General features: G+C 42.6%; 24 protein-coding genes. 20 read left to right on the forward strand and 4 right to left on the reverse strand.

Features of this window, described 5'->3' with window-relative positions:
• Positions 1 to 2 precede the first annotated feature (2 nt).
• The 3 genes from EL241_RS06280 to EL241_RS06290 are packed head-to-tail and all read right to left on the reverse strand — an operon-like array spanning position 3 to position 1,624.
• On the reverse strand, positions 3 to 383 hold the full coding sequence (locus EL241_RS06280) for a rhodanese-like domain-containing protein (RefSeq protein ID WP_040486478.1): 381 nt from the start codon (positions 381 to 383) through the stop codon (positions 3 to 5).
• 46 nt (positions 384 to 429) lie between these two features.
• Positions 430 to 702 (reverse strand): hypothetical protein, encoded by a 273-nt coding sequence (locus EL241_RS06285; protein WP_126320430.1) that lies wholly within the window; start codon positions 700 to 702, stop codon positions 430 to 432.
• 10 nt (positions 703 to 712) lie between these two features.
• Positions 713 to 1,624, reverse strand: a complete 912-nt coding sequence (locus tag EL241_RS06290) for a DUF1385 domain-containing protein (RefSeq protein ID WP_050777008.1) — start codon at positions 1,622 to 1,624, stop codon at positions 713 to 715.
• Between the two features lie 220 nt (positions 1,625 to 1,844).
• Between EL241_RS06290 and EL241_RS06295 the strand changes: the two genes are divergently transcribed.
• The 19 genes from EL241_RS06295 to EL241_RS06385 all read left to right on the forward strand — a co-directional run bounded on the left by EL241_RS06295 (position 1,845) and on the right by EL241_RS06385 (position 20,352).
• A complete protein-coding gene (locus tag EL241_RS06295) occupies positions 1,845 to 2,906 on the forward strand; it encodes a M24 family metallopeptidase (RefSeq protein WP_003756040.1) in 1,062 nt (353 codons plus the stop codon).
• Between the two features lie 99 nt (positions 2,907 to 3,005).
• Positions 3,006 to 3,563, forward strand: coding sequence for an elongation factor P (efp, locus tag EL241_RS06300; RefSeq protein ID WP_036104245.1), 558 nt, complete (start codon positions 3,006 to 3,008; stop codon positions 3,561 to 3,563).
• Positions 3,564 to 3,724: 161 nt separating this feature from the next.
• Positions 3,725 to 4,192: an acetyl-CoA carboxylase biotin carboxyl carrier protein gene (gene accB / locus EL241_RS06305; protein WP_036104240.1), complete on the forward strand. Its 468-nt coding sequence runs from the start codon at positions 3,725 to 3,727 to the stop codon at positions 4,190 to 4,192.
• Positions 4,193 to 4,204: 12 nt separating this feature from the next.
• Complete coding sequence (gene accC / locus EL241_RS06310; RefSeq protein WP_036104236.1) at positions 4,205 to 5,572, forward strand: acetyl-CoA carboxylase biotin carboxylase subunit; 1,368 nt, start codon at positions 4,205 to 4,207, stop codon at positions 5,570 to 5,572.
• 1 nt (position 5,573) lies between these two features.
• A complete protein-coding gene (locus tag EL241_RS06315) occupies positions 5,574 to 5,981 on the forward strand; it encodes an Asp23/Gls24 family envelope stress response protein (RefSeq protein ID WP_126320431.1) in 408 nt (135 codons plus the stop codon).
• Positions 5,982 to 5,999: 18 nt separating this feature from the next.
• On the forward strand, positions 6,000 to 6,392 hold the full coding sequence (gene nusB / locus EL241_RS06320; protein WP_036104233.1) for a transcription antitermination factor NusB: 393 nt from the start codon (positions 6,000 to 6,002) through the stop codon (positions 6,390 to 6,392).
• 99 nt (positions 6,393 to 6,491) lie between these two features.
• Positions 6,492 to 7,349, forward strand: a complete 858-nt coding sequence (folD, locus tag EL241_RS06325; RefSeq protein WP_036104231.1) for a bifunctional methylenetetrahydrofolate dehydrogenase/methenyltetrahydrofolate cyclohydrolase FolD — start codon at positions 6,492 to 6,494, stop codon at positions 7,347 to 7,349.
• 14 nt (positions 7,350 to 7,363) lie between these two features.
• Positions 7,364 to 8,704 carry an exodeoxyribonuclease VII large subunit gene (gene xseA / locus EL241_RS06330; RefSeq protein ID WP_036104228.1) on the forward strand — a complete coding sequence of 447 codons (1,341 nt, stop codon included), beginning with the start codon at positions 7,364 to 7,366 and terminating at the stop codon, positions 8,702 to 8,704.
• Positions 8,704 to 8,931 (forward strand): exodeoxyribonuclease VII small subunit, encoded by a 228-nt coding sequence (gene xseB / locus EL241_RS06335; RefSeq protein ID WP_003756023.1) that lies wholly within the window; start codon positions 8,704 to 8,706, stop codon positions 8,929 to 8,931. The genes xseA and xseB overlap by 1 nt, the downstream gene beginning before the upstream one ends.
• 2 nt (positions 8,932 to 8,933) lie before the next feature.
• Positions 8,934 to 9,815 (forward strand): polyprenyl synthetase family protein, encoded by an 882-nt coding sequence (locus EL241_RS06340; RefSeq protein WP_036104224.1) that lies wholly within the window; start codon positions 8,934 to 8,936, stop codon positions 9,813 to 9,815.
• A gap of 179 nt (positions 9,816 to 9,994) precedes the next feature.
• Positions 9,995 to 10,195: a cold-shock protein gene (locus tag EL241_RS06345; RefSeq protein WP_003756020.1), complete on the forward strand. Its 201-nt coding sequence runs from the start codon at positions 9,995 to 9,997 to the stop codon at positions 10,193 to 10,195.
• A 146-nt stretch (positions 10,196 to 10,341) separates the two neighbouring features.
• On the forward strand, positions 10,342 to 12,249 hold the full coding sequence (dxs, locus tag EL241_RS06350; protein ID WP_197721062.1) for a 1-deoxy-D-xylulose-5-phosphate synthase: 1,908 nt from the start codon (positions 10,342 to 10,344) through the stop codon (positions 12,247 to 12,249).
• Positions 12,249 to 13,079 (forward strand): TlyA family RNA methyltransferase, encoded by an 831-nt coding sequence (locus EL241_RS06355; RefSeq protein ID WP_126320432.1) that lies wholly within the window; start codon positions 12,249 to 12,251, stop codon positions 13,077 to 13,079. The genes dxs and EL241_RS06355 overlap by 1 nt, the downstream gene beginning before the upstream one ends.
• 135 nt (positions 13,080 to 13,214) lie before the next feature.
• Positions 13,215 to 13,664, forward strand: a complete 450-nt coding sequence (ahrC, locus tag EL241_RS06360) for a transcriptional regulator AhrC/ArgR (protein WP_003756015.1) — start codon at positions 13,215 to 13,217, stop codon at positions 13,662 to 13,664.
• 18 nt (positions 13,665 to 13,682) lie between these two features.
• The gene (gene recN, locus EL241_RS06365) at positions 13,683 to 15,374 is read left to right on the forward strand and encodes a DNA repair protein RecN (protein WP_036104219.1); all 1,692 of its coding nucleotides are present in this window, start codon (positions 13,683 to 13,685) and stop codon (positions 15,372 to 15,374) included.
• Between the two features lie 252 nt (positions 15,375 to 15,626).
• Positions 15,627 to 17,057: a dihydrolipoyl dehydrogenase gene (lpdA, locus tag EL241_RS06370; RefSeq protein WP_003756010.1), complete on the forward strand. Its 1,431-nt coding sequence runs from the start codon at positions 15,627 to 15,629 to the stop codon at positions 17,055 to 17,057.
• A gap of 24 nt (positions 17,058 to 17,081) precedes the next feature.
• A complete protein-coding gene (locus tag EL241_RS06375) occupies positions 17,082 to 18,074 on the forward strand; it encodes a thiamine pyrophosphate-dependent dehydrogenase E1 component subunit alpha (RefSeq protein WP_036104216.1) in 993 nt (330 codons plus the stop codon).
• Positions 18,075 to 18,090: 16 nt separating this feature from the next.
• The gene (locus EL241_RS06380) at positions 18,091 to 19,074 is read left to right on the forward strand and encodes an alpha-ketoacid dehydrogenase subunit beta (RefSeq protein ID WP_036104213.1); all 984 of its coding nucleotides are present in this window, start codon (positions 18,091 to 18,093) and stop codon (positions 19,072 to 19,074) included.
• Between the two features lie 24 nt (positions 19,075 to 19,098).
• A complete protein-coding gene (locus EL241_RS06385; protein ID WP_036104211.1) occupies positions 19,099 to 20,352 on the forward strand; it encodes a dihydrolipoamide acetyltransferase family protein in 1,254 nt (417 codons plus the stop codon).
• A 152-nt stretch (positions 20,353 to 20,504) separates the two neighbouring features.
• On the opposite strand, the gene prli42 is transcribed toward EL241_RS06385, so the two are convergent.
• Positions 20,505 to 20,600 (reverse strand): stressosome-associated protein Prli42, encoded by a 96-nt coding sequence (gene prli42, locus EL241_RS06390; RefSeq protein ID WP_115345574.1) that lies wholly within the window; start codon positions 20,598 to 20,600, stop codon positions 20,505 to 20,507.
• A 127-nt stretch (positions 20,601 to 20,727) separates the two neighbouring features.
• Here prli42 and EL241_RS06395 point away from each other — a divergent pair, with 127 nt between their 5' ends.
• On the forward strand, positions 20,728 to 21,765 hold the full coding sequence (locus EL241_RS06395; protein ID WP_036104207.1) for a M20/M25/M40 family metallo-hydrolase: 1,038 nt from the start codon (positions 20,728 to 20,730) through the stop codon (positions 21,763 to 21,765).
• Positions 21,766 to 21,870 lie beyond the last annotated feature (105 nt).

Below are 21,870 nucleotides of genomic sequence, written 5' to 3' on the forward strand. Positions count from 1 at the left end.
CTTTATTTCTTTTTAGTCTTGCCTGTCCATTTTTTGTAGCCGCCTTTTAATTGATAAATCTCGTGGTAGCCGCGACGGTAAAGCATGACTGCTGCTCGAGTGCTCCGTTGAGCGCTTTGGCAATATAAATATACAGGTTGATCTTTGCGAATCTCGCTTGTGCGTTGTTTTAATTGTGTCACCGGGATGTTTCTTGCTCCAAGAATGTGACCGGCGTTGAACTCATTAGGTTCACGTACATCAATCAATTGTGCCTTGCGATATCCTTCTTTAAATTTTTCTTCGTTCAATACCTTTAATGCTTTTCTACGCATGATGAATTGATAGGTTTCATAACCAAGTAGAACAAGCAAAATAAGGACAGCGATTATCCAACTAGCCAAAGTAGTATACCCCTTTCTTTCTATAAACATTCGTTTCTATTATACCTTATTTTTTCCCACCTTCAATAACTTTGAAAGGAGATTTCTTTTTTTTCGCTTTTGTTTGTTGTTTTTGTTTTTTCTTCTGTTGTTTCAGAGCTTTTCGATAGGCGGGATCCGGTCCTTTTCGGATAAAGAAAAACCAGAAGATGCTGGTCAAAATAACCGCCACAAAAAGAATCTCCAAAAGAAATAGTAAAAAACTAGAAATGCCATTTAGAAAAATCCCGATCACAACTAATGCTAAAAGAATGATGATAATAAATGGTGTACGTTTCAAAATTAGCCTCCTAATCTAACAGTTCTAGGTTCTCAGGGAGTTTTTCGGTGCTTTTTACAGGAACGCCTTCTTTTTCCACGCGAAGCAGTTCTTGGAAAGATGCAATGGCAACTTCCACTTGGCTATCGTCAGGCTCTTTTGTGGTCAGCAGCTGCAGCCATAATCCTGGATAACCGAGAAAGCGCAGTACAGGAATATTGCGGCATTTATTTGTTAGTTGCAAAACTTCAAAGCTAACGCCGAGTACTACTGGGATCAGTAAGATCCGGTCGACGATTCTGAGCCAGAATGGATCAGTAGGGACAAGTAGGTAAATAAACATACCGACAAGAACAGTGAATAAAATAAAACTGCTGCCGCAACGATAATGCAGGCGTGATTGCTTTTGAACATTAGCGACTGTTAAAGGTTCGTTTGCTTCGTAACAGTTGATTACTTTATGCTCTGAGCCATGATATTGAAAAACACGTTTAATGAGTGGTGTTTGCGAGATGGCATAAATATATACTAACAGTAACGTTAATTTAAAGGCGCTTTCCAGCAATACTTGGGCTACATCGCCCGGCAAGAGAGGACGAAACAGTTCAGCTAGAAAAACCGGGATGAGCGTCATTGCAAACTTCGCAAAAATAAATGAGATGATTCCAATAACGGCAACTCCAAGCCACATGGCTAGTTTAGATTCCTTCTTTTCTTCTTTCGGTGCTTCCTCCTCCTCTTCTTCGGCATAATGATCCGTAGCAAAGGAAAGATGTTTCGAACCAATCGCGCTCGACTCCACGAGTGCAACGATCCCGCGTAGGAAAGGAATGCGTTTTAGTCGTGTTACCCAAGTAGGGGAGGTTTTTTCCAAATAATAATATTCTAAAGAGCCATCTTTTTTACGGATCGCAGTAACTGTTTGCTTTTTGCCGCCAAACATGACGCCTTCAACTACTGCTTGACCGCCATAAGTGGCCTGTCTGTTATTTACCAAATTTTCACACCAGCCTTCTAAATTTCTACTTTACATTTTACGCTAAAAGAGCGGTTTCGTACACAAAAAACATTTCATATCAGTTATTTTCAAAAAATTGTGTTAAAATAAAGTGGATGAGCCATTGGGCTAAATAAAGTTATCTATAGACTGTGAGGTAGAATAAATGTCAAAATTAGAAAAAATCCAAACGGAGCTTCAGGCTAAGCATATTGAAGCTGTTTTAGTAACTAGTGAATATAATCGGAGGTATGTTTCCGGTTTTACAGGAACAAGCGGTGTGGCGTTGATTCTGCCGAATAAAGCATATTTTGTCACTGATTTCCGTTATACGGAGCAAGCTGCTAAGCAAGCACAAGGGTATGAAGTGGTGCGTCATGTAGGTCCGATTTATGAAACCGTAAACCAACTGCTTGAAAAAGATGGGGTCTCGCGTCTAGCTTTTGAAGAAGCGTATGTGACTGTTGCTGAATTCCATCAATTAGAAAAGCAGATCCAAGCGAAATTAGAACCGATCGCTGGGTTCTTTGAAGAAATGCGCCATTTCAAATCGGAAGAGGAACTTCAAGCGATTCGTAAAGCTTGTGAAATCGCGGATGCGGCATTTGCGCATATTCTTACTTTCATTAAACCGGGGATCACGGAATTAGAGGTTTCTAATGAATTAGAATTCTTTATGCGCAGACAAGGAGCAACTTCTTCTTCTTTTGATACGATCGTAGCTTCTGGGCTTCGTTCAGCTTTACCACATGGCGTTGCTTCTGAAAAAGTATTGGAAAAAGGCGACTTTATCACCATGGACTATGGTTGTTATTATGATGGCTACTGCTCGGATATGACGCGTACGGTCGCACTTGGAGAGCCTAGCGAGAAACTGAAAGAAATCTATCAAGTGACATTAGAGGCACAATTGAAAGTGATCAAAGAATTGAAGCCTGGCATGACAGGGATCCAAGCCGATAAAATCGCGCGGGACCATATCGCTGCTCACGGATATGGGGAAGCATTCGGTCACTCGCTTGGACACGGTATTGGTCTTGAAATCCATGAAGGACCTAATCTATCTGTGAAAAGTCCGGCTGCACTTCGCCCTGGGAATGTCGTAACGGACGAACCGGGAATCTATTTACCAGGGATCGGCGGGGTTCGGATCGAGGATGACCTTTTGATCACCGAATCCGGCAATGAAGTATTGACAAAAGCGCCGAAAGAATTGATTATTTTATAAAATTCCTTTGTAAGTTGGCTGTTTTTATGGTTAAATATAAAAGGAATATTGGAATTCTAGAAAAAGTATCCGTGAAAAATGGATTACAGGAGGAATAATATGATTTCAGTAAATGACTTTCGTACAGGTCTTACTATTGAAGTAGATAATGGTATTTGGCGCGTTTTAGATTTTCAACATGTAAAACCAGGTAAAGGCGCGGCATTCGTTCGTTCAAAACTTCGTAATTTACGTACTGGTGCGATCCAAGAAAAAACATTCCGTGGTGGCGAAAAAGTAGCAAAAGCGCAAATCGACAACCGTAAAATGCAATATCTTTATGCAGATGGCGATAACCACGTGTTCATGGATAACGAAAGCTATGAGCAAATCGAGTTGCCAGCTAGTCAAATCGAATATGAATTGAAATATTTGAAAGAAAATATGGAATTATCGATTATGATGTATCAAGGCGAAACGATTGGTGTAGATCTTCCGAATACCGTCGTGCTTGAAGTAACAGCAACCGAACCGGGAATCAAGGGAGATACTTCTTCTGGTGGTTCCAAGCCTGCAACTTTAGAAACTGGTTTAGTGGTACAAGTACCATTTTTCGTTAACGAGGGTGACAAACTGATCATTAACACCGTCGAAGGATCTTACGTTTCCAGAGCTTAAAATAAGACACCGAAGTGCTTGTTTATTATTAAACAAGTGCTTCTGTTTTTTTTGTGCAAAGCAGGGGTATCCTCTTTCCCTTTTGATTGGAAAGTGTGATACAATTACATCATGCATTACTATATATTTTTTTAAAATGGTTGAAGGAGTGTAAAATAAAAATGCTTTCTATTGAAGAAATCAAACAACTGATCGAGCTAGTGGATGCATCAAAACTAGACGAATTAGAATTAGAGGTAAAAGATACAAAACTTAAATTAAAGAAAAACAAAGAAGTGACAGAGGTCGTTAGAAGCGCACCAGTTGCCGTTCCAGCTGCCCCGACGCCGCAGACAACAGCACCAACACAGGCTGCCGTTGAAGAAACGCCTGCCGCAGAATCGGAAAATTTAGAAGTCATTACTTCACCAATGGTAGGGACTTTTTATGCGTCTAGAACTCCGGAAGATGCACCTTTTGTCAATCCTGGTTCAAAAGTAGCAAATGATTCGATCGTATGTATTATTGAAGCAATGAAACTGTTCAATGATATCACAGCAGATATCGATGGCGAGATTGCAGAAGTATTAGTAACAAACGGAGAATTGGTGGAATTTGGCCAACCGTTATTTAAAGTAAGAAAAAAATAAGGAGTAGTGAACATGATTAAAAAAGTGCTGGTAGCGAATCGCGGCGAAATCGCTGTCCGTATTATTCGTGCTGCGAAAGAAATGGGAATTGAGACAGTTGCGATTTATTCGGAAGCAGATAAAGAAGCGTTACATATTCAACTTGCTGATGAAGCATATTGTGTAGGGCCTGCTTCGTCGAAAGAAAGTTATTTAAATATGTCTAATATCATTAGTGTCGCAGTTTTGACCAATTGTGACGCTGTTCATCCGGGATACGGATTTTTATCAGAAAATCCGGATTTTGCTGAACTATGCGAAGACTGCAATATCACATTTATCGGACCAAGTGCAGCAGCAATCGCGCAAATGGGAACGAAAGATGTAGCCCGCGAAACAATGCGAAAAGCAGGTGTTCCGATCGTTCCTGGTTCACAAGGAATCATTGCAACGGTCGAAGATGGTAAAAAAATCGCGAAGAAAATCGGTTATCCGGTTATCATCAAAGCGACTGCAGGCGGCGGCGGTAAAGGGATTCGTGTTGCAGAAGACGAAGAAAAATTGGTGTCCGGGATTCAAATGACTCAGCAAGAAGCAGAAGCGGCTTTTGGTGATCCAGGTGTTTATATCGAAAAATATATCCAAGATTTCCGCCACGTGGAGATCCAAGTACTTGCTGACAATCATGGCAATGTGATCCACTTAGGAGAACGTGATTGTTCCGTACAGCGACGTTTGCAAAAATTGATCGAAGAGAGCCCTTCTCCGGCAATCGACGAAAAAATGCGTCAAAAAATGGGGAAAGCAGCGGTAAAAGCTGCCAAAGCTGTTGATTATTCGGGTGCGGGGACGATTGAATTCATTTATGATCATCATGAGCATAAATTCTATTTCATGGAGATGAACACACGTATCCAAGTAGAACATCCGGTGACGGAACTGGTTACTGGTGTGGATTTGATCAAACAACAATTTTTAGTTGCCTCTAACGAGAAATTGGAGCTAAAACAAGAAGATATCGTGATGAAGGGTTGGGCAATGGAATGTCGGATCAATGCTGAAAATCCGGCGAAGAATTTCATGCCAGCACCAGGAGAAATCAAATTTTATCTAGCACCAGGCGGCCCAGGAGTTCGCGTTGACTCTGCCGCTTATCCGAATTACAAGATACCGCCATTTTATGATTCAATGATCGCTAAGTTGATCTGTTATGGTGAAACACGAGAAGAAGCAATCCAAAAAATGAAACGGGCACTTTCGGAATTTGCGATCGACGGTATTCCGTCTACGATTCCTTTCCATATGAACGTGCTGAACAATGATGTTTTCCTATCTGGAGACTTCAATACAAAATTCTTAGAAGAAAACGACGTCTTGAGTAGTTTATCTAAGGAGGGATAATATGTCTGAAAAGAGCAATTGGAAAGATACATCAGAAGAAGTATTGCTGGGGAAAATCGAGATCGCGCCGGAAGTTATCGGTGTGATCGCGGGACTTGCAGCCAGTGAAGTAGAAAGCGTAGCATCCATGCAAGGCGGATTTGCAACAGAAGTCCGCGAACGGTTTGGCAGTGTCAACCATCGTAAGGGTGTGAAAGTAGTTATTACAGAAGAAGGCATTGCAATCGAACTATATTGTACGATTGCCTTTGGCGCTTCTATTCCGCTTGTGGCGCAAAACATTCAAGATGCAGTCAGAGAAACACTTTACCACACAACGGGCCTCCAAGTAGCAGAAGTAAATGTGCATATCGTAGGGATCGAGTTCGATAAAACGGAAACCTTCTCACTTGACGATTTTAATTTGTAGCATAAAGGAGAACAAGGAATGAAAAGAAGAGAAGCCCGAGAGGTAGCACTTCAAGCGCTATTTCAAATGGAATTGAATGAAATGTCATTTGAACAGGCTGTCAGTAATGTAATGCCAGAAGAACAGGATGACTATGTCAAAAAACTCGTTAGGGGTGTAGATACGCATAAAGCGGATATCGACACGGCGATCGAAGCGCATTTGGACAACTGGCGGAAAGACCGTTTAAACAAGGTGGATCTTTCTATCTTGCGTCTAAGCGTCTTTGAAATGAAGTATTGTGAAGATATACCTGATCGCGTTAGTTTGAACGAAGCGATCGAGATCTCAAAAGTATATAGTGATGAAAAGTCTAGTAAATTTATTAATGGTGTTTTGGCAAATATCGTGCAAGAGAGCGATGACAAATAAACTATTTGAAGTAAAAATATTCTGGGAAACAGCCAAATACGAGTGATTCGTGGAGTGGGTTTCCCAGTTTTTTACTTTTCAAGGGGGGCATTTTGGTAAATGGGAAAAGTAATCGACGGTAAAAAAATTGCAGCGGAGATCCAAGCGAAAATAGAAAAAGACGTAGCAGTTTTAAAAGAACGAGGAAAACAACCAGGCCTAGCAGTAGTTTTAGTAGGCGATAATCAAGCGTCTCGTACATACGTTCGCAATAAACAAAAGCGAACAGAAGCAGTCGGAATGAAATCTGTCTTGATCGAATTGCCAGAGACGGTATCTGAAAAAGAATTGTTGGAAACCGTAGAAACACTGAATCACGATGATACGATCCATGGCATTTTAGTTCAATTGCCGCTCCCTAAACATATCTCTGAAGATAAAGTCATCGACACGATCAGCAGTGAAAAAGATGTGGATGGCTTCCATCCGCTTAGTGTCGGTAACCTTTTTATCGGAAAACCAACTTTCCTCCCATGCACGCCAGCTGGGATCATCGAACTTATTAAATCCACGGGCGAATCGATCGAAGGAAAAAAAGCGGTCGTGATCGGTAGAAGTAATATCGTTGGAAAACCAGTTGCGCAACTACTTTTACAAGAAAATGCCACGGTTACGATCGCGCACAGTCGTACGCGTGACCTGGAAAAAGTAGCCAGTGAAGCTGATATTTTGGTTGTAGCGATCGGGATCGCGAAGTTTATTAAAAAAGAAGCAGTCAAAGCAGGTGCGATCGTGATCGACGTCGGAATGGACCGCGATGAGAATAATAAGCTGTGCGGCGACGTGGATTACGATGACGTTGTTAGTAAAGCAGGCTATATCACTCCTGTTCCAGGCGGCGTAGGTCCAATGACGATCACGATGTTGTTAGCAAATACACTGCGGGCGGCCAAACAGATCTGGGAAAAAACAAACTAACTGGAAGTGAGCAAATGGAACAAGATAAATATTTAAGCGTCATTGCACTGACGAAATATATCGAGCGCAAATTCGATGCGGATCCGTATTTAAAGCATGTATATGTCAAAGGGGAAATCTCGAATTTAAAGAAACCGGCAAGCGGACACATTTACTTTACCGTCAAAGATGATTTAGCAATGATCCGCTGCGTGATGTTTGCTAAATCGGTAGCAAAGCTTGGATTTGATCCTGAAGACGGTATGAATATACGCTTACAAGGTCGTGTGAACGTCTTTACAAAAGCTGGACGCTATCAGTTCTATGCAGAAGAAATGGAGCCGGATGGCGTTGGTGCTTTATATGTGAAATTAGAACAGTTGAAAAGCAAACTTACTGAGGAAGGGCTGTTTGCGGATAGTCATAAAAAACCGCTGCCCCTTTTTCCGGCAAAAGTCGCAGTTGTCACTAGCCGGACTGGCGCAGCGATTCGGGATGTTATCACGACGATCCAAAGACGCATGCCGACCACGCAGATTTTGGTTTATCCAACCGTTGTTCAAGGCGACCACGCAGGAAAGACGATTGTCGCAAATATTGAGCGAATCAATCAACGCAATGACATTGATGTGATTATTACAGGTCGAGGCGGTGGTTCATTGGAAGAATTATGGGCTTTTAATGAAGAAACCGTCGTCCGAGCTGTCTATCATTCTGATATCCCGATTATTTCGGCAGTCGGTCATGAAACAGACTTTGCCTTAACGGATTTCGCAGCTGACGTCCGAGCCGCTACTCCAACTGCAGCGGCAGAACTAGCCGTTCCGGATCAGCGTGATCTGAAAGAAAGACTCCTGGAACGCCATTACCGATTAGTGAACCAAATGAATCGTGTGGTCGAGCGGAAAGAAGTCCAAATGAAACGTCTGCAAGACAGGCTAAAGCTATTGACCCCTAAACGCCAAATGGAGCAGCAAGCGGAAAAGATCGATTATTTTTCGGAACGCTTGGTCCGCGCTTTGCGAACACAAGTAACGCAGAAGAGGACAGACTGGCAGCAGCTTGCTTATCGCATCGAACACGTCGAGCTGGCAAAGGATATCCGCACCGAGCGAGAACGCCTAGAACTGCGGGAACAAAGTCTGAAGCGCGCCCTTCGTACTCAGATCGACCGCAAGCGGGAAAGCTTTTTCCGGCATGTGCAAGCACTGGAACATCTAAGTCCGCTAGCATTGATAAAACGCGGCTACGCTTTGCCGTATAAAGAAGGCCAAGTTATCCGTTCTGCAAAAGAACTGACTGTCGGCGATTCATTCTTGCTGAAATTGCAAGACGGACAAATAAAAGCAGAAGTGACAGCGAAGGAGGAAGACTAATGGCAGAGAAAAAACAAACATTTGAAGAAGCAATGAAGGAACTCGAAACAATCGTTGAAGCGCTTGAAAATGGCAATGCAACATTAGAAGAGTCTTTAGATATGTATCAAAAAGGTATTGAACTAACGAAATTATGCCAAGCAAAACTGCAAACGGCAGAAGAAAAAATGGCAAAAGTAGTTGGCGATGACGACGTAGAAAAACCTTTTGAAGTGGAAGGAGAATAGTTTTGCAGCCACTGGAGCAATTTTTAAAAACAAGCAAACAACTCGTTGATGAACAGCTGCTCGCGGAAGTTGATGCACGTGCGATCACGCCGACATTGAAAAAAGCAATGCGGTATTCTTTGGAAGCGGGCGGAAAACGAATTCGTCCGATTTTACTGTTCGCTACACTGATCTCCTTGAGAACAGAGCTGGAAAAAGGTAAAAAGACAGCGGCGGCTTTAGAAATGATCCATACCTACAGTCTGATCCACGATGATCTTCCAGCTATGGATAACGATGACTACCGTAGAGGAAAATTAACTAATCATAAAGTGTTTGGCGACGCTACGGCGATCCTCGCAGGAGATGGACTGTTGACTCTTGCATTTTCACTTTTATCAGAAGAAGAAGCGCTGCCCGCGGAAAGTCGTGTGAAGCTGATCCAATTGTTTGCGGAACATGCCGGTCCAGAAGGCATGGTCGCGGGTCAACAAGCGGATATCGAAGCAGAAGATCGATCCGTAACCTTAGAAGAATTAGCTGCTATCCACCGCAAGAAAACAGGAGCTTTGCTGAAAAGCGCAGTTTTGGCAGGCGCGATCATTGCTAATACCGATGCAGAAACATACGATAAATTGAATATTTATGCAGATAACATCGGAGTTGCTTTCCAAATCGCCGATGATATCTTAGATGTTGTGGGTGACGAACAGAAACTCGGTAAAAAGATTGGGATGGACGCCATTATGCATAAAAGCACTTATCCAGGCTTATTGACGCTGGTAGGCGCACAGGAAGCTCTAAACGACCATGTTTCTCGTGCAAAAGAAGCAGTTAGCGGACTCTCTTTGACAAGTAATTACTTGGTTGAACTGGCAGATTTGATTGCTGGAAGGGATCATTAATTTCCCTTTTTATCATTTAAAATTAAAAAGCGGTTGCAAAGTAGAAAGATTAGTGGTATATTTACATTAACATTATTTTTGTAGGTGAAAGATATGATTGTTATATACATTCCATCTCGTGCCGTTAAGCAAGAATAGTTAATATTTTGTGTGCAAAACACACGAGGAGGAATTTTTAAATGGAAACAGGTACAGTAAAATGGTTTAACGCAGAAAAAGGCTTTGGTTTTATCGAACGCGAAAACGGTGACGATGTATTCGTACACTTCAGCGCTATCCAAGGTGACGGGTTCAAATCTCTAGACGAAGGTCAAGCAGTTTCTTTTGACGTAGAAGAAGGACAACGCGGACCTCAAGCTGCTAACGTTCAAAAAAACTAATTTGATTTAACCATATAGATTAAGCTGTAAACAATTTGTTTACAGCTTTTTTATTGTCTTCATTTCCAGACAGGATTGGTTTATTTCCCAACTAGATGATATAATGACTACATTGATTTTTGCTTGGGATAAGAGGAAAGCGAGTGATGAATGTGGATCTTTTACAAATCAAGGATCCTTCCTTTATAAAAAAGATGAATCAGTCGGAAATGAAGGAATTAGCAGCAGAAATCAGGAAATTCTTGATTGAGACTACTTCCAAAACGGGAGGACATATCGGACCAAATCTAGGTGTTGTGGAACTTACGATCGCGATGCACCATGTGTTTGAGAGCCCTAAAGATACGTTCATTTGGGATGTCGGCCACCAATCGTATGTGCATAAGATTTTAACGGGGCGGGCGCCGGAATTTACCCAACTTCGTCAATATAACGGATTGGATGGATTTCCCAAGCGGAAAGAATCGGACCATGATATTTGGGAAACCGGTCATAGTTCGACGTCGCTTTCTGCTGCAGCTGGTATGGCGATCGCACGTGATATCAAGGGAGAAACATTTCATGTGCTGCCTGTGATCGGAGACGGAGCGCTTACTGGTGGGATGGCTTTAGAAGCACTGAATCATATCGGTGATTTAAACACGAACATGATCGTCGTTCTAAATGACAACAATATGTCGATCGCACCAAATGTAGGCGCCATTCACAATGTGCTTGGAAAATTACGCACTTCTGGTAAATATAAACATGCAAAAAAAGATATCGAAGCCGCTATGAAGCGAATGCCAGCGGAAGATCGATTGGCAACGACTGCCGAGCGAATCAAAGACAGCGTGAACTATTTATTAGTGCAGGGCACTTTCTTTGAAGAAATGGGCTTTACGTATTTAGGCCCAATCGATGGTCATGACTTGAATGACTTGATCGCCAACTTCGAAATCGCGAAAAAAACGAAAGGACCTGTGCTGATGCATGTTATCACGACAAAAGGAAAAGGTTATCATCCAGCTGAAACTGATACACGCGGAACTTGGCATGGCACGGGGCCATATAAGATCGATACAGGAGATTTCATTTCCGAAGAGACAAATACGCCGACATGGAGCGAAATCGTCAGTGAGAACGTCCTTGAGCTTGCTCGAACGGACAAACGGATCGTTGCGATCACACCAGCAATGCCAGTCGGCTCCAAACTAGAAAAATTTGCAACCGAATTCCCAGACCGTTTTTTTGATGTTGGAATCGCAGAACAACACGCGGTAACGCTGGCGGGCGGTTTAGCTGCGCAAGGGATGAAACCATTTTTGGCAATCTATTCTACTTTTCTGCAGCGTGCCTATGATCAAGTCGTCCACGATATTGCCAGACAAAAACTAAATGTATTGATCGGAATTGATCGTGCTGGTTTAGTTGGTGCAGATGGGGAAACACATCAAGGTATTTTTGATATCAGTTTTTTACGGAGCATTCCTCATTTAGTGATCGCAATGCCGAAAGATGAGAATGAAGCGGGTAAATTGATCCAAACGGCGTATGAATACGAAGAAGGACCATTTGCCCTGCGTTATCCGCGTGGGAATGGGAAAGGTGTGCCGGTAGAACCGCGCGAAAGTGTTTTGATCGGCAGCTGGGAATATATTCATCAGCCAGAAAAAATCCAGCTCGCGATCTTGACATTCGGTACCACGATTCCCATGGCCGTTCAAGCGGCAATGGCATTACAGGTAGAAGGTATTACTGTAGCAGTAATCAATGCTCGCTTCATCAAACCAGTGGATGAGGAGATGCTGACAGACCTATTAAGCCGAAAGATCCCAATCTTAACTGTCGAAGAGGCGTTATTGCAAGGTGGTTTCGGATCTGCTATATTGGAGTTTGCAGAACAAACAGGCTATACGCGTTCGCAGATCAATCGGATCGGTCTGCCGGACAAATTCATTGAGCAAGGCTCAGTGGAACAAGTATTAACAAATTATGGGATCTCAGCTTCAGCGATCCAAGCAAAAATAAAAGAAATACTCGCGCAAAGCGAACATAAAAGGGCGAAGTTATAATGACAATAAAAAAAGAACGCGTAGATATCCTGTTGGTAGAACAAGGACTCGCAGAAACAAGAGAAAAAGCAAAACGGGCAATTATGGCAGGAATCGTTTATAATGGCGAAGAACGTGTTGACAAACCAGGTGAAAAAATCCCCGTCGATAGCAACTTGCAAATAAAAGGCAAACAGCTGCCATATGTGAGTCGCGGTGGCTTGAAGCTTGAAAAAGCATTACAAGTATTTGATTTTGATGTAAAAGGTAAAAAAATGCTTGATATCGGTGCCTCGACTGGAGGATTTACGGATTGTGCGCTGCAAAACGGCGCGATTCATTCCTATGCACTGGACGTCGGCTACAATCAGCTAGCATGGAAATTGCGAAATGATGAGCGCGTAACCGTTATGGAGAGAACGAATTTTCGGCATACACAGCCTGCTGATTTTACAGAAGGATTAGCAGAATTCGCAACGATCGATGTATCCTTTATTTCCTTGCGGCTGATCCTACCTGTATTACGGGACTGCTTAGTACCCGGAGGAGATGTGATGGCGCTTATCAAGCCTCAGTTTGAAGCCGGCAAAGAACAAGTCGGTAAAAAAGGCATTATTCGTGATCCCAAAGTCCACTTTGATGTGTTGAAACAGATGACCAGCTTCATGCGGGAACAAGGATATCTACTTAAAGGCCTTGACTACTCGCCAATCACAGGAGGCGAAGGAAATATCGAATTTATTGCTCATTTAGTCTGGACAGGGGAAAAAGAAGCTGTTGAAGAAAATCTATTTCCAGATGAAAAATTGAAAGCATTGATCGATCATGCGCATCAGCAGTTGGATAAATAAAAAAAGACTTGATAGGGAAAAATAACCTATCAAGTTTTTCATTTCGCGCTGAAAATGGAATAATGCAATTATTTCGTGACTTTATGCATTATTTCGTATAAACTATAGGTAGTAAATACACGTGAGGTGAGAAAAATGAACAAAGGTCATCGTCATATCATTATTCGAGAATTAGTTACATCCAATGAGATCGAAACACAAGAAGAATTAGTCCAGTTGTTGCTTGACAGAGATATCCAAGTGACACAAGCCACGGTTTCTCGTGATATCAAAGAATTGCATTTAGTAAAGGTCCCTACACAGAATGGCGTTTATAAATACAGCTTGCCGGCTGACAATCGTTTCAACCCGCTGCAAAAACTAAAACGAGCACTGATCGATTGCTTTATCAGTGTAGATCGCGTCCAATTCATGATCATCATGAAAGTAATGCCGGGCAACGGCAACTCCGTTGGGGCACTTATGGATAACTTGGCATGGGAAGAAAAAGTCGGCACACTATGCGGCGATGATACTTGTTTGATTATCTGCCGTTCGGAAAAAGATGCGGAAATCGTAGCACAACGTTTTATTGAAATGCTTTAATAAGCGGAGGTGAAAGAAGTGCTTCAAGAATTAACTATTAAAAACTTTGCGATCATTGACTCGCTTGCATTGTCGTTTGAAGAAGGCATGACAGTTCTAACCGGGGAGACAGGAGCAGGGAAATCGATTATTTTTGATGCACTGGGACTTTTGATCGGCGGGCGTGGGTCTGCCGATTTTATTCGTCATGGTGAGCAGCGTTTGGAGCTGCAAGGATTGTTCTCGTTTCATGAAACGAATACAGCATGCAAAGAACTATTGGACGAAAATGGTATTGAATTCAATGACAATGAAGTGATTTTAGAAAGAAGTTTGCATAAAAGTGGCAAAAACACCTGCCGAATCAATGGTAAATTAGTAACTACCACTTTCTTACGTCAATTGGGATCACGGCTGCTCGACATCCACAGCCAACATGAACACCAAGAATTAATGGATGAAAATTATCATTTGCCACTATTAGACCGTTTTATTGGTAATAAAATAGCAAAGCGGCTGGAGAATTACCAAACAGCCTATGAAAATTATCAAGCTTTACAAAAAGAATGGCAAAACTGGACAAAAAATGAGCAGGAAATCGCGCGACGCATCGACATGCTCCATTTTCAGCAAGAAGAGATCCAAAATGCAGAACTCACTCTAGAAGAGGAAGAGCAGCTTTTGGAACAAAAGACACTTCTAATGAATTTTGAAAAAATCAACGACAGCCTGCAAGGGGCTTATAATGCCTTACTAGGTGAACCGGGCGGGATCGAATATATCGGCGAAGCGATGCAACAAATGCAAAGTGTCGCCGATCTGAATACCGATTATCAGGCACTTACGGAATCTGTCTCTTCCAGTTTCTATATTTTAGAAGACGCAGCCAGTCAGATCCGTCAATCGCTAGATCAACTCGAGTATCAACCGGGAACATTGGAACAGATCGAGGTACGGCTGAATGAACTAAATCAGTTGAAACGAAAATACGGTAAAACGATCGAAGCAATCATTCAATATGAAGAAACGATCAGCACCGAGTTAGAAAAACTCACCAATAGTGAAACGCATATCGATCAATTGGAAGAAAAACTTGCGAAACAAAAAGTGGCTCTGGAACAGCAAGCAGAAGAAATGACAGTGCTCCGCAAAAAAGCTGCGCTGGAATTAGAACAGCAGATTCAAGCCGAATTAAAAGAGCTTTACATGGAAAAAGCAGTTTTCCAAGTTCAATTTTTGGAAGGGAAGACACTTGGACCACTTGGTCAGGATCATATTGCTTTCTATATCACTACGAATCCGGGGGAACCACTCAAATCGCTTGCCAAAGTTGCTTCAGGCGGAGAACTTTCTCGCATGATGTTGGCACTGAAAACGATTTTTTCCAAACATCAAAGTGTCACCTCGATCATATTCGATGAAGTAGATACAGGTGTGAGCGGCCGCGTGGCACAAGCGATTGCAGAAAAGATCTACGGCGTATCGATTGGGTCGCAAGTGCTTTGTATCTCCCATTTGCCGCAAGTAGCAGCAATGGCAGATCATCATTATTACATCACAAAACATACGGAAAACGATCGGACATCTACCAAAGTAGAGATATTAGAAGAAAATGAAAAAATCGATGAGATCAGCAGAATGATCGCTGGTATCGAAGTAACCGAATTGACGCGCAATCACGCCAGAGAAATGATCAGCCAAGCGGGAAAAGTCAAAACCGCTGTTAAATAAAAAGATTTCGCTTGCAAATTTATTTGTTTTTGCTTAAAATGAATTGGTAATCAAGAATTATTACCAGGTCATAAAAACAACTACTAATAATTTTGCAAGCTTTTTTGTCTGCAAAACGAAATTTACACAAAAATTTGAATTAAAAGACTTTTTATTGACTGGACCAAACCGCTCTATTATCAAAAAAAGACATGTTACAATAATACAGAAAGCGGTTTATTTGAAACTGAAAGATTTGAAGGAGGCTATTTAATGGCTACGGAATATGATGTTGTCATTCTAGGGGGCGGCACAGGAGGTTATGTCGCGGCGATCCGCGCAGCAAAACTTGGTAAAAAAGTGGCTGTTGTAGAAAAAGACAAATTAGGCGGAACATGCTTGCACCGCGGCTGTATCCCCACGAAAGCACTGCTGCGATCTGCAGAAGTTTTGCAGACTGTCAAAAATGCGGGAGACTTTGGAATCGAACTAGGCACACAAGCTGTCGGAGTCAACTTTATCCAAGCACAACTGCGTAAACAAAAGGTGGTCGATCAACTTGAAAAAGGGATCCATCAACTATTCAAACAAGGAAAGATCGATCTATATGAAGGAACAGGGACGATCTTAGGCCCTTCGATCTTCTCGCCAACTGCGGGAACGATTTCTGTAGAGCCAGCTGACGGTTCCGAAAATCAAATGCTGATCCCCAAAAATCTGATCATCGCAACTGGTTCAAGACCACGCTCCTTACCTGGTCTGACAATCGACGAATCGCAAGTGCTCTCTTCGGATGGTGCACTTCGCCTTGAAGAACTTCCTAAGTCGATCGTGATTGTTGGTGGCGGTGTGATTGGAATGGAATGGGCATCCATGTTGCACGATTTCGGCGTTGAGGTTACTGTTTTGGAATATGCAGATCGCTTGCTTCCTTTAGAAGACAAAGAAATTTCCAAAGAGTTGACACGCCTTTATAAAAAGAAAAAAATGACGATCGTGACCAGTGCAGAAGTGCAAGCGGACAGCCTAGAAAAAACGGCTGAACACGTGACGATCAAAGCAATCGTTGGTGGTGAAGAGCAAAGCTTTACCGCTGAAAAAATGTTAGTTTCTGTAGGAAGGGCAGCGAATATCGAATCGATCGGCCTGCAAAATACAGATATCGTTGTTGAAAAGGGTTTTATCAAAGTAAATAGCAACTACCAAACTAAAGAAAGCCATATTTATGCGATTGGTGATTGTATCCCGACACTCCAGCTTGCTCACGTAGCTATGCACGAGGGAACAATCGCCGCAGAACATATCGCAGGCCAGTCACCGGAAGCTTTGGATTATGACTTGGTACCAAGATGTGTCTATACTGCGCCAGAAATCGCAAGCGTCGGCATTTCCGAAGAAGAAGCTAAAAAACGTGGTCATCAAGTGAAAAAAGGTAAATTCTTTTTCCGAGGTATTGGCAAAGCGCTTGTATTCGGTGATTCAGACGGCTTTGTAAAAATCATTGCTGATAAAGAAACAGAGGATATCCTCGGCGTTGCGATGATCGGTCCACATGTGACGGATCTGATCAGTGAAGCTGCGCTAGCACAAGTATTGGACGCTACTCCATGGGAGATCGGCAATACGATCCACCCGCACCCTACGCTTTCAGAGGCGTTGAATGAAGCTGCTCTGGCAGTAGACGGAAATGCGGTTCACGGATAAAGATCAAAGGAGGGACAGAAACAAATGAATTTGAAAGATATTGATTTATCAAAAGAAAAAGCCGTGGAAATGTATCGGGTGATGCTACTTTCACGTAAATTAGATGAACGGATGTGGCTGCTTAACCGTTCCGGGAAGATCCCGTTCACGATCTCCGGACAAGGACAAGAAATTGCACAGATCGGTGCTGCTTTTGCCTTTGACTTTGAAAAAGATTATGCACTTCCGTATTACCGCGATCTAGCTGTAGTACTTGCTTTTGGGATGACAGCTAAGGAATTGATGCTATCTGCTTTTGCAAAAGCAGCAGACCCAAACTCCGGCGGCAGACAAATGCCTGCTCATTTTGGTCAAAAGAAAAATCGAATCGTCACTCAAAGTTCGCCAGTAACGACGCAATTCCCGCATGCAGCAGGAATCGGTCTGGCAGCAAAAATGAAAAAAGAGGATATTGCGATCTATACTTCTACAGGGGAAGGATCTTCCAACCAAGGCGATTTCCATGAAGGGATCAACTTTGCGAGTGTACATAAATTGCCAGTCGTTTTTGTGATCCACAACAATAAATATGCGATCTCCGTTCCAGCAGAAAAACAATACGCTGCCAAAACATTAGCAGACCGGGCGATCGGTTACGGCATTCCTGGCGAAAGCGTGGACGGCAATGATATGGCAAGTGTATACAGTGCTTTCAGACGTGCCGTTGAACGCGCTAGAAATGGCGAAGGACCAACGTTGATCGAAACCGTCTCGTATCGATTTACACCGCATTCTTCCGATGACGATGATCGTTCTTACCGTTCCAAAGAAGAAGTAGATGCAGCGAAAACAAAAGATCCGCTTAAAATATTTGAACAAGAATTGATTGAAGCCGGCTTTTTAGATGAAGCAGCTATTGAAACAATGGAAAAGGCCATCAATCAAGAAGTCAATGAAGCAACAGATTATGCCGAAAATGCTGCCTATGCAGCTCCAGAAGATACACTACGTCATGTCTATGCAGAAGACGCGAAGTAAAGGAGGATACAAACAAATGCCTGTCATATCATATATCGATGCCATTACAATGGCGTTGCGCGAAGAAATGGAGCGCGACGATAACGTTTTTATTTTAGGAGAAGATGTCGGTAAAAAAGGAGGCGTCTTTAAAGCGACGGTTGGCCTTTATGACCAATTTGGCGAAGACCGCGTTTTAGATACACCGCTTGCCGAATCAGCAATAGCAGGGGTTGGGATCGGTGCAGCAATGTACGGATTGCGTCCTGTTGCCGAAATGCAGTTTGCCGATTTTATCCTACCAGCAGTCAACCAAATCATTTCCGAAGCATCGCGTATTCGCTATCGTTCTAATAACGACTGGAGCTGTCCGATCGTGATCCGTGCTCCATTTGGCGGCGGTGTCCATGGTGCTTTATACCATTCACAATCCCTTGAAAAAGTCTTTTTTGGGCAACCGGGTCTTAAAATTGTCGTACCATCGAATCCTTACGATGCGAAAGGATTATTGAAAGCTGCCATCCGCGACGAAGATCCTGTGCTTTTCTTTGAACATAAACGGGCTTATCGCTTATTAAAAGGCGAAGTTCCGGAAACAGATTATACGGTTCCGATCGGCAAAGCAAATGTAGTTCGCGAAGGAGACGACATTACAGTCATCACTTATGGACTAGCTGTTTCGTTTGCGGAGCAAGCCGCGGAAATTTTGGCAGAAGATGGAATCAGCAGTCATATTCTCGACTTGCGGACGATTTATCCACTTGACCAAGAGGCTATCATTGAGGCTGCTAAAAAAACGGGTAAGGTATTATTAATAACAGAAGATAATAAACAAGGAAGCGTCATCAGCGAAGTTGCTGCTATCATTGCAGAGCATTGCTTGTTTGAGCTGGATGCCCCAATAAATAGACTTGCAGGTCCAGATACACCGGCGATGCCATTTGCACCAACAATGGAAAAATACTTTATGATCAATCCTGAAAAAGTAGAAGCGGCGATGCGGGAATTAGCAGAGTTCTAATCGTGGATAGAGGAGTGAAATAACGTGGCAATTGAAAAAATAACGATGCCCAAATTAGGTGAAAGTGTGACAGAAGGAACCATCAGCAGCTGGCTGGTCGCTCCCGGAGACAAAGTCGAAAAATACGATGCCTTAGCAGAAGTTTTGACAGATAAAGTAACAGCAGAAGTACCATCTTCTTTCAGTGGTATCGTCAAAGAATTAATCGCTGCAGAAGACGAAACACTAGAAGTCGGTGAAGTGATCTGTACGATCGAAACGACGGAAGCAGGAACAACTGAGAGCACAGAAACCTCTGAACCGAAACAAGAACAACCAAAGGAAGCCCCGAAAACAGAAATAGCTAGCGAAAATTCGGCAGCAACTGGACGTTTTTCGCCAGCAGTACTTCGTTTAGCAGGGGAACATAATATTGATCTCGCGCAAGTTTCCGGAACTGGGAAAGGCGGTCGAATCACTAGAAAAGATATTCTTCGTTACGTGGAAAACCCACAGACCGAAACAGTTCAAGCAACAAAAGTCTCAGCATCAGAACCAGCTAAACCGGCTACTGTTAGCACTGTGGCAACTACTGAACAAGGTGATAAAGAGATTCCTGTAGGCGGCGTTCGGAAAGCAATAGCGAAGCACATGGTAACAAGCGTACAAGAGATTCCGCATGCATGGATGATGGTAGAGGCGGATGCAACGTCCCTCGTTCGTTACCGTGATAAGATCAAAGCGGGATTCAAAAAAGAAGAAGGTTACAACATTACCTACTTTGCCTTTTTCATCAAAGCAGTTGCACAAGCGCTGAAAGAATTTCCTGAACTCAACAGCACTTGGGCTGGCGAAAAGATCATCCAACGCAAAGCAATCAACATTTCGATCGCCGTTGCCACAGAAGACTTGCTCTATGTGCCAGTGATCAAGCATGCCGATGAAAAATCGATCAAAGGTATTGCCAGAGAAATCACCGAACTTGCCAATAAAGCTCGCAGCGGCAAATTGACCTCAAGCGATATGGAAGGCGGAACTTTCACTGTCAACAGTACGGGTTCGTTCGGCTCGATCCAATCGATGGGGATAATCAACCATCCGCAAGCAGCTATTTTGCAAGTAGAGTCTATCGTAAAGCGTCCGGTCATCATTGATGAAATGATCGCTGTACGCGATATGGTCAACTTATGTCTTTCCATCGATCATCGTATATTAGATGGGCTGATCGCAGGGAAGTTCTTGCAAGCTGTGAAAGCGAATATCGAAAAGATTTCCGAAGCAAATACAGAAATTTATTAAGGTTTGATTTATAGGCATGCGGGTAAAGTATCATACATCTAGATCCATACCCCTAAACTCCCTAGATGTTTTTGAGTAGTACGCTTTGTACTACTCTTTTTTTGCACCAGTAAAGCGCAAAAAGACCCACTCCTGGAGTGGGTCTTTTAAAACTATAAAAGCATTAAAACGCCAGTCATGACGCTAGAAGCCACGATTGCGACTAACATCAAGATAACCACAAAACGTACAAATTTTTTGTTAGACATGAAAGCATTTTGCTCCTTCCCGACTGAATCATTACCCTTATTTTACTGATTAATAAACGAAACTGCAAGTCATTTCTGCAAATTAAATAGGTTTATTGGTATACTAGAAAAAAGGAGGCAGCAAAACGTGATAGAAACAAACGCAATCGATTATTTTTTAACGATCGCCAAGATGGCAACTCCATCGGGTGGTGAAGATGAATTGATCGCTTACATAGAGACGAAAGCAAGAACATTGGGATTAAAGCTTACAGCGGAAGCGAAGGAATCAGGCTGTCTTGTAGTCCATCAAGAAGGAAGCTATGGCGATCATCCACATTTGTTTTTCTTAAGCCATTTAGATACAAGTACTTTTCTAGATCATCTTAATGGAGTTCGTAACACAGAAGGAGTCATTCGCGCTGAAGATGGGGGATATCTGGGAGCAGATGACAAAGCTGGGGTGGCAGCGATGCTTGCGGCAATGGAATATCTCGTAAAAGCAGAGGTGGCACATGGGCCAATAGACTGGATCTTTACAACAGAAGAAGAAGCCGGACTGATCGGGAGCAAACGTTTTCCCGCTGAGAAAATTGCTGCTGAATTTGGCTATTGTCTAGATGCTCCAGGAGATGTGGGAGGATACCAGTCCTACAGCGACAGCCTTTTTATCTGGACAATCGACATGGATTTGCCAGAGATGCAATCAAGAGCCACTTTAACCAAACGATTTTTGCAAATTTTAAAAGCGTATCCTGGCAAAATCACTTGGCAAGTCGAGCAGTTTTTTGGCAAGGTAGCAGCTAGTTTCACGCTTCAAGTCCGTATAGAGACACCAGAAGCAGTGACGGGATTGTCTACTTATCTCCATCAAGCTGTAACGATGCTACAACAAGAAATTCTAGGTGCTGTCAAAAGCGAGTTGGAAATTATTTACCCTGGTTTTGCACTTGAAAATGGGCATCCAGCGATCCAGTTATTACGCAAATCCACTAATATACCTTTATATGAAATGAAATTATCAGGCGGCACCGATGCAAATATTTGGAATGCAAAAGGAAAACCGACACTGCTTCTTGCAGCAGGCTTTGCCAACATGCATACAGCCGAAGAAAATATATCGATCCATAACTTGCAAACTTTAGCTGCATTAGTTTGCTCACTTTGCACAAAAGCGGTAGATTAAATGAAGAGAAACATCAAGCTGAAACATTGCGAGAGTTCTATTTCTTTGATATAGTAAATACTGTTGAAAGAATTAGCTAACATCACAAGAGAACAAGTAATATTG

The sequence above is a fragment of the Listeria grayi genome, assembly GCF_900638015.1.
In the GTDB taxonomy this organism is placed as follows: domain Bacteria; phylum Bacillota; class Bacilli; order Lactobacillales; family Listeriaceae; genus Listeria; species Listeria grayi.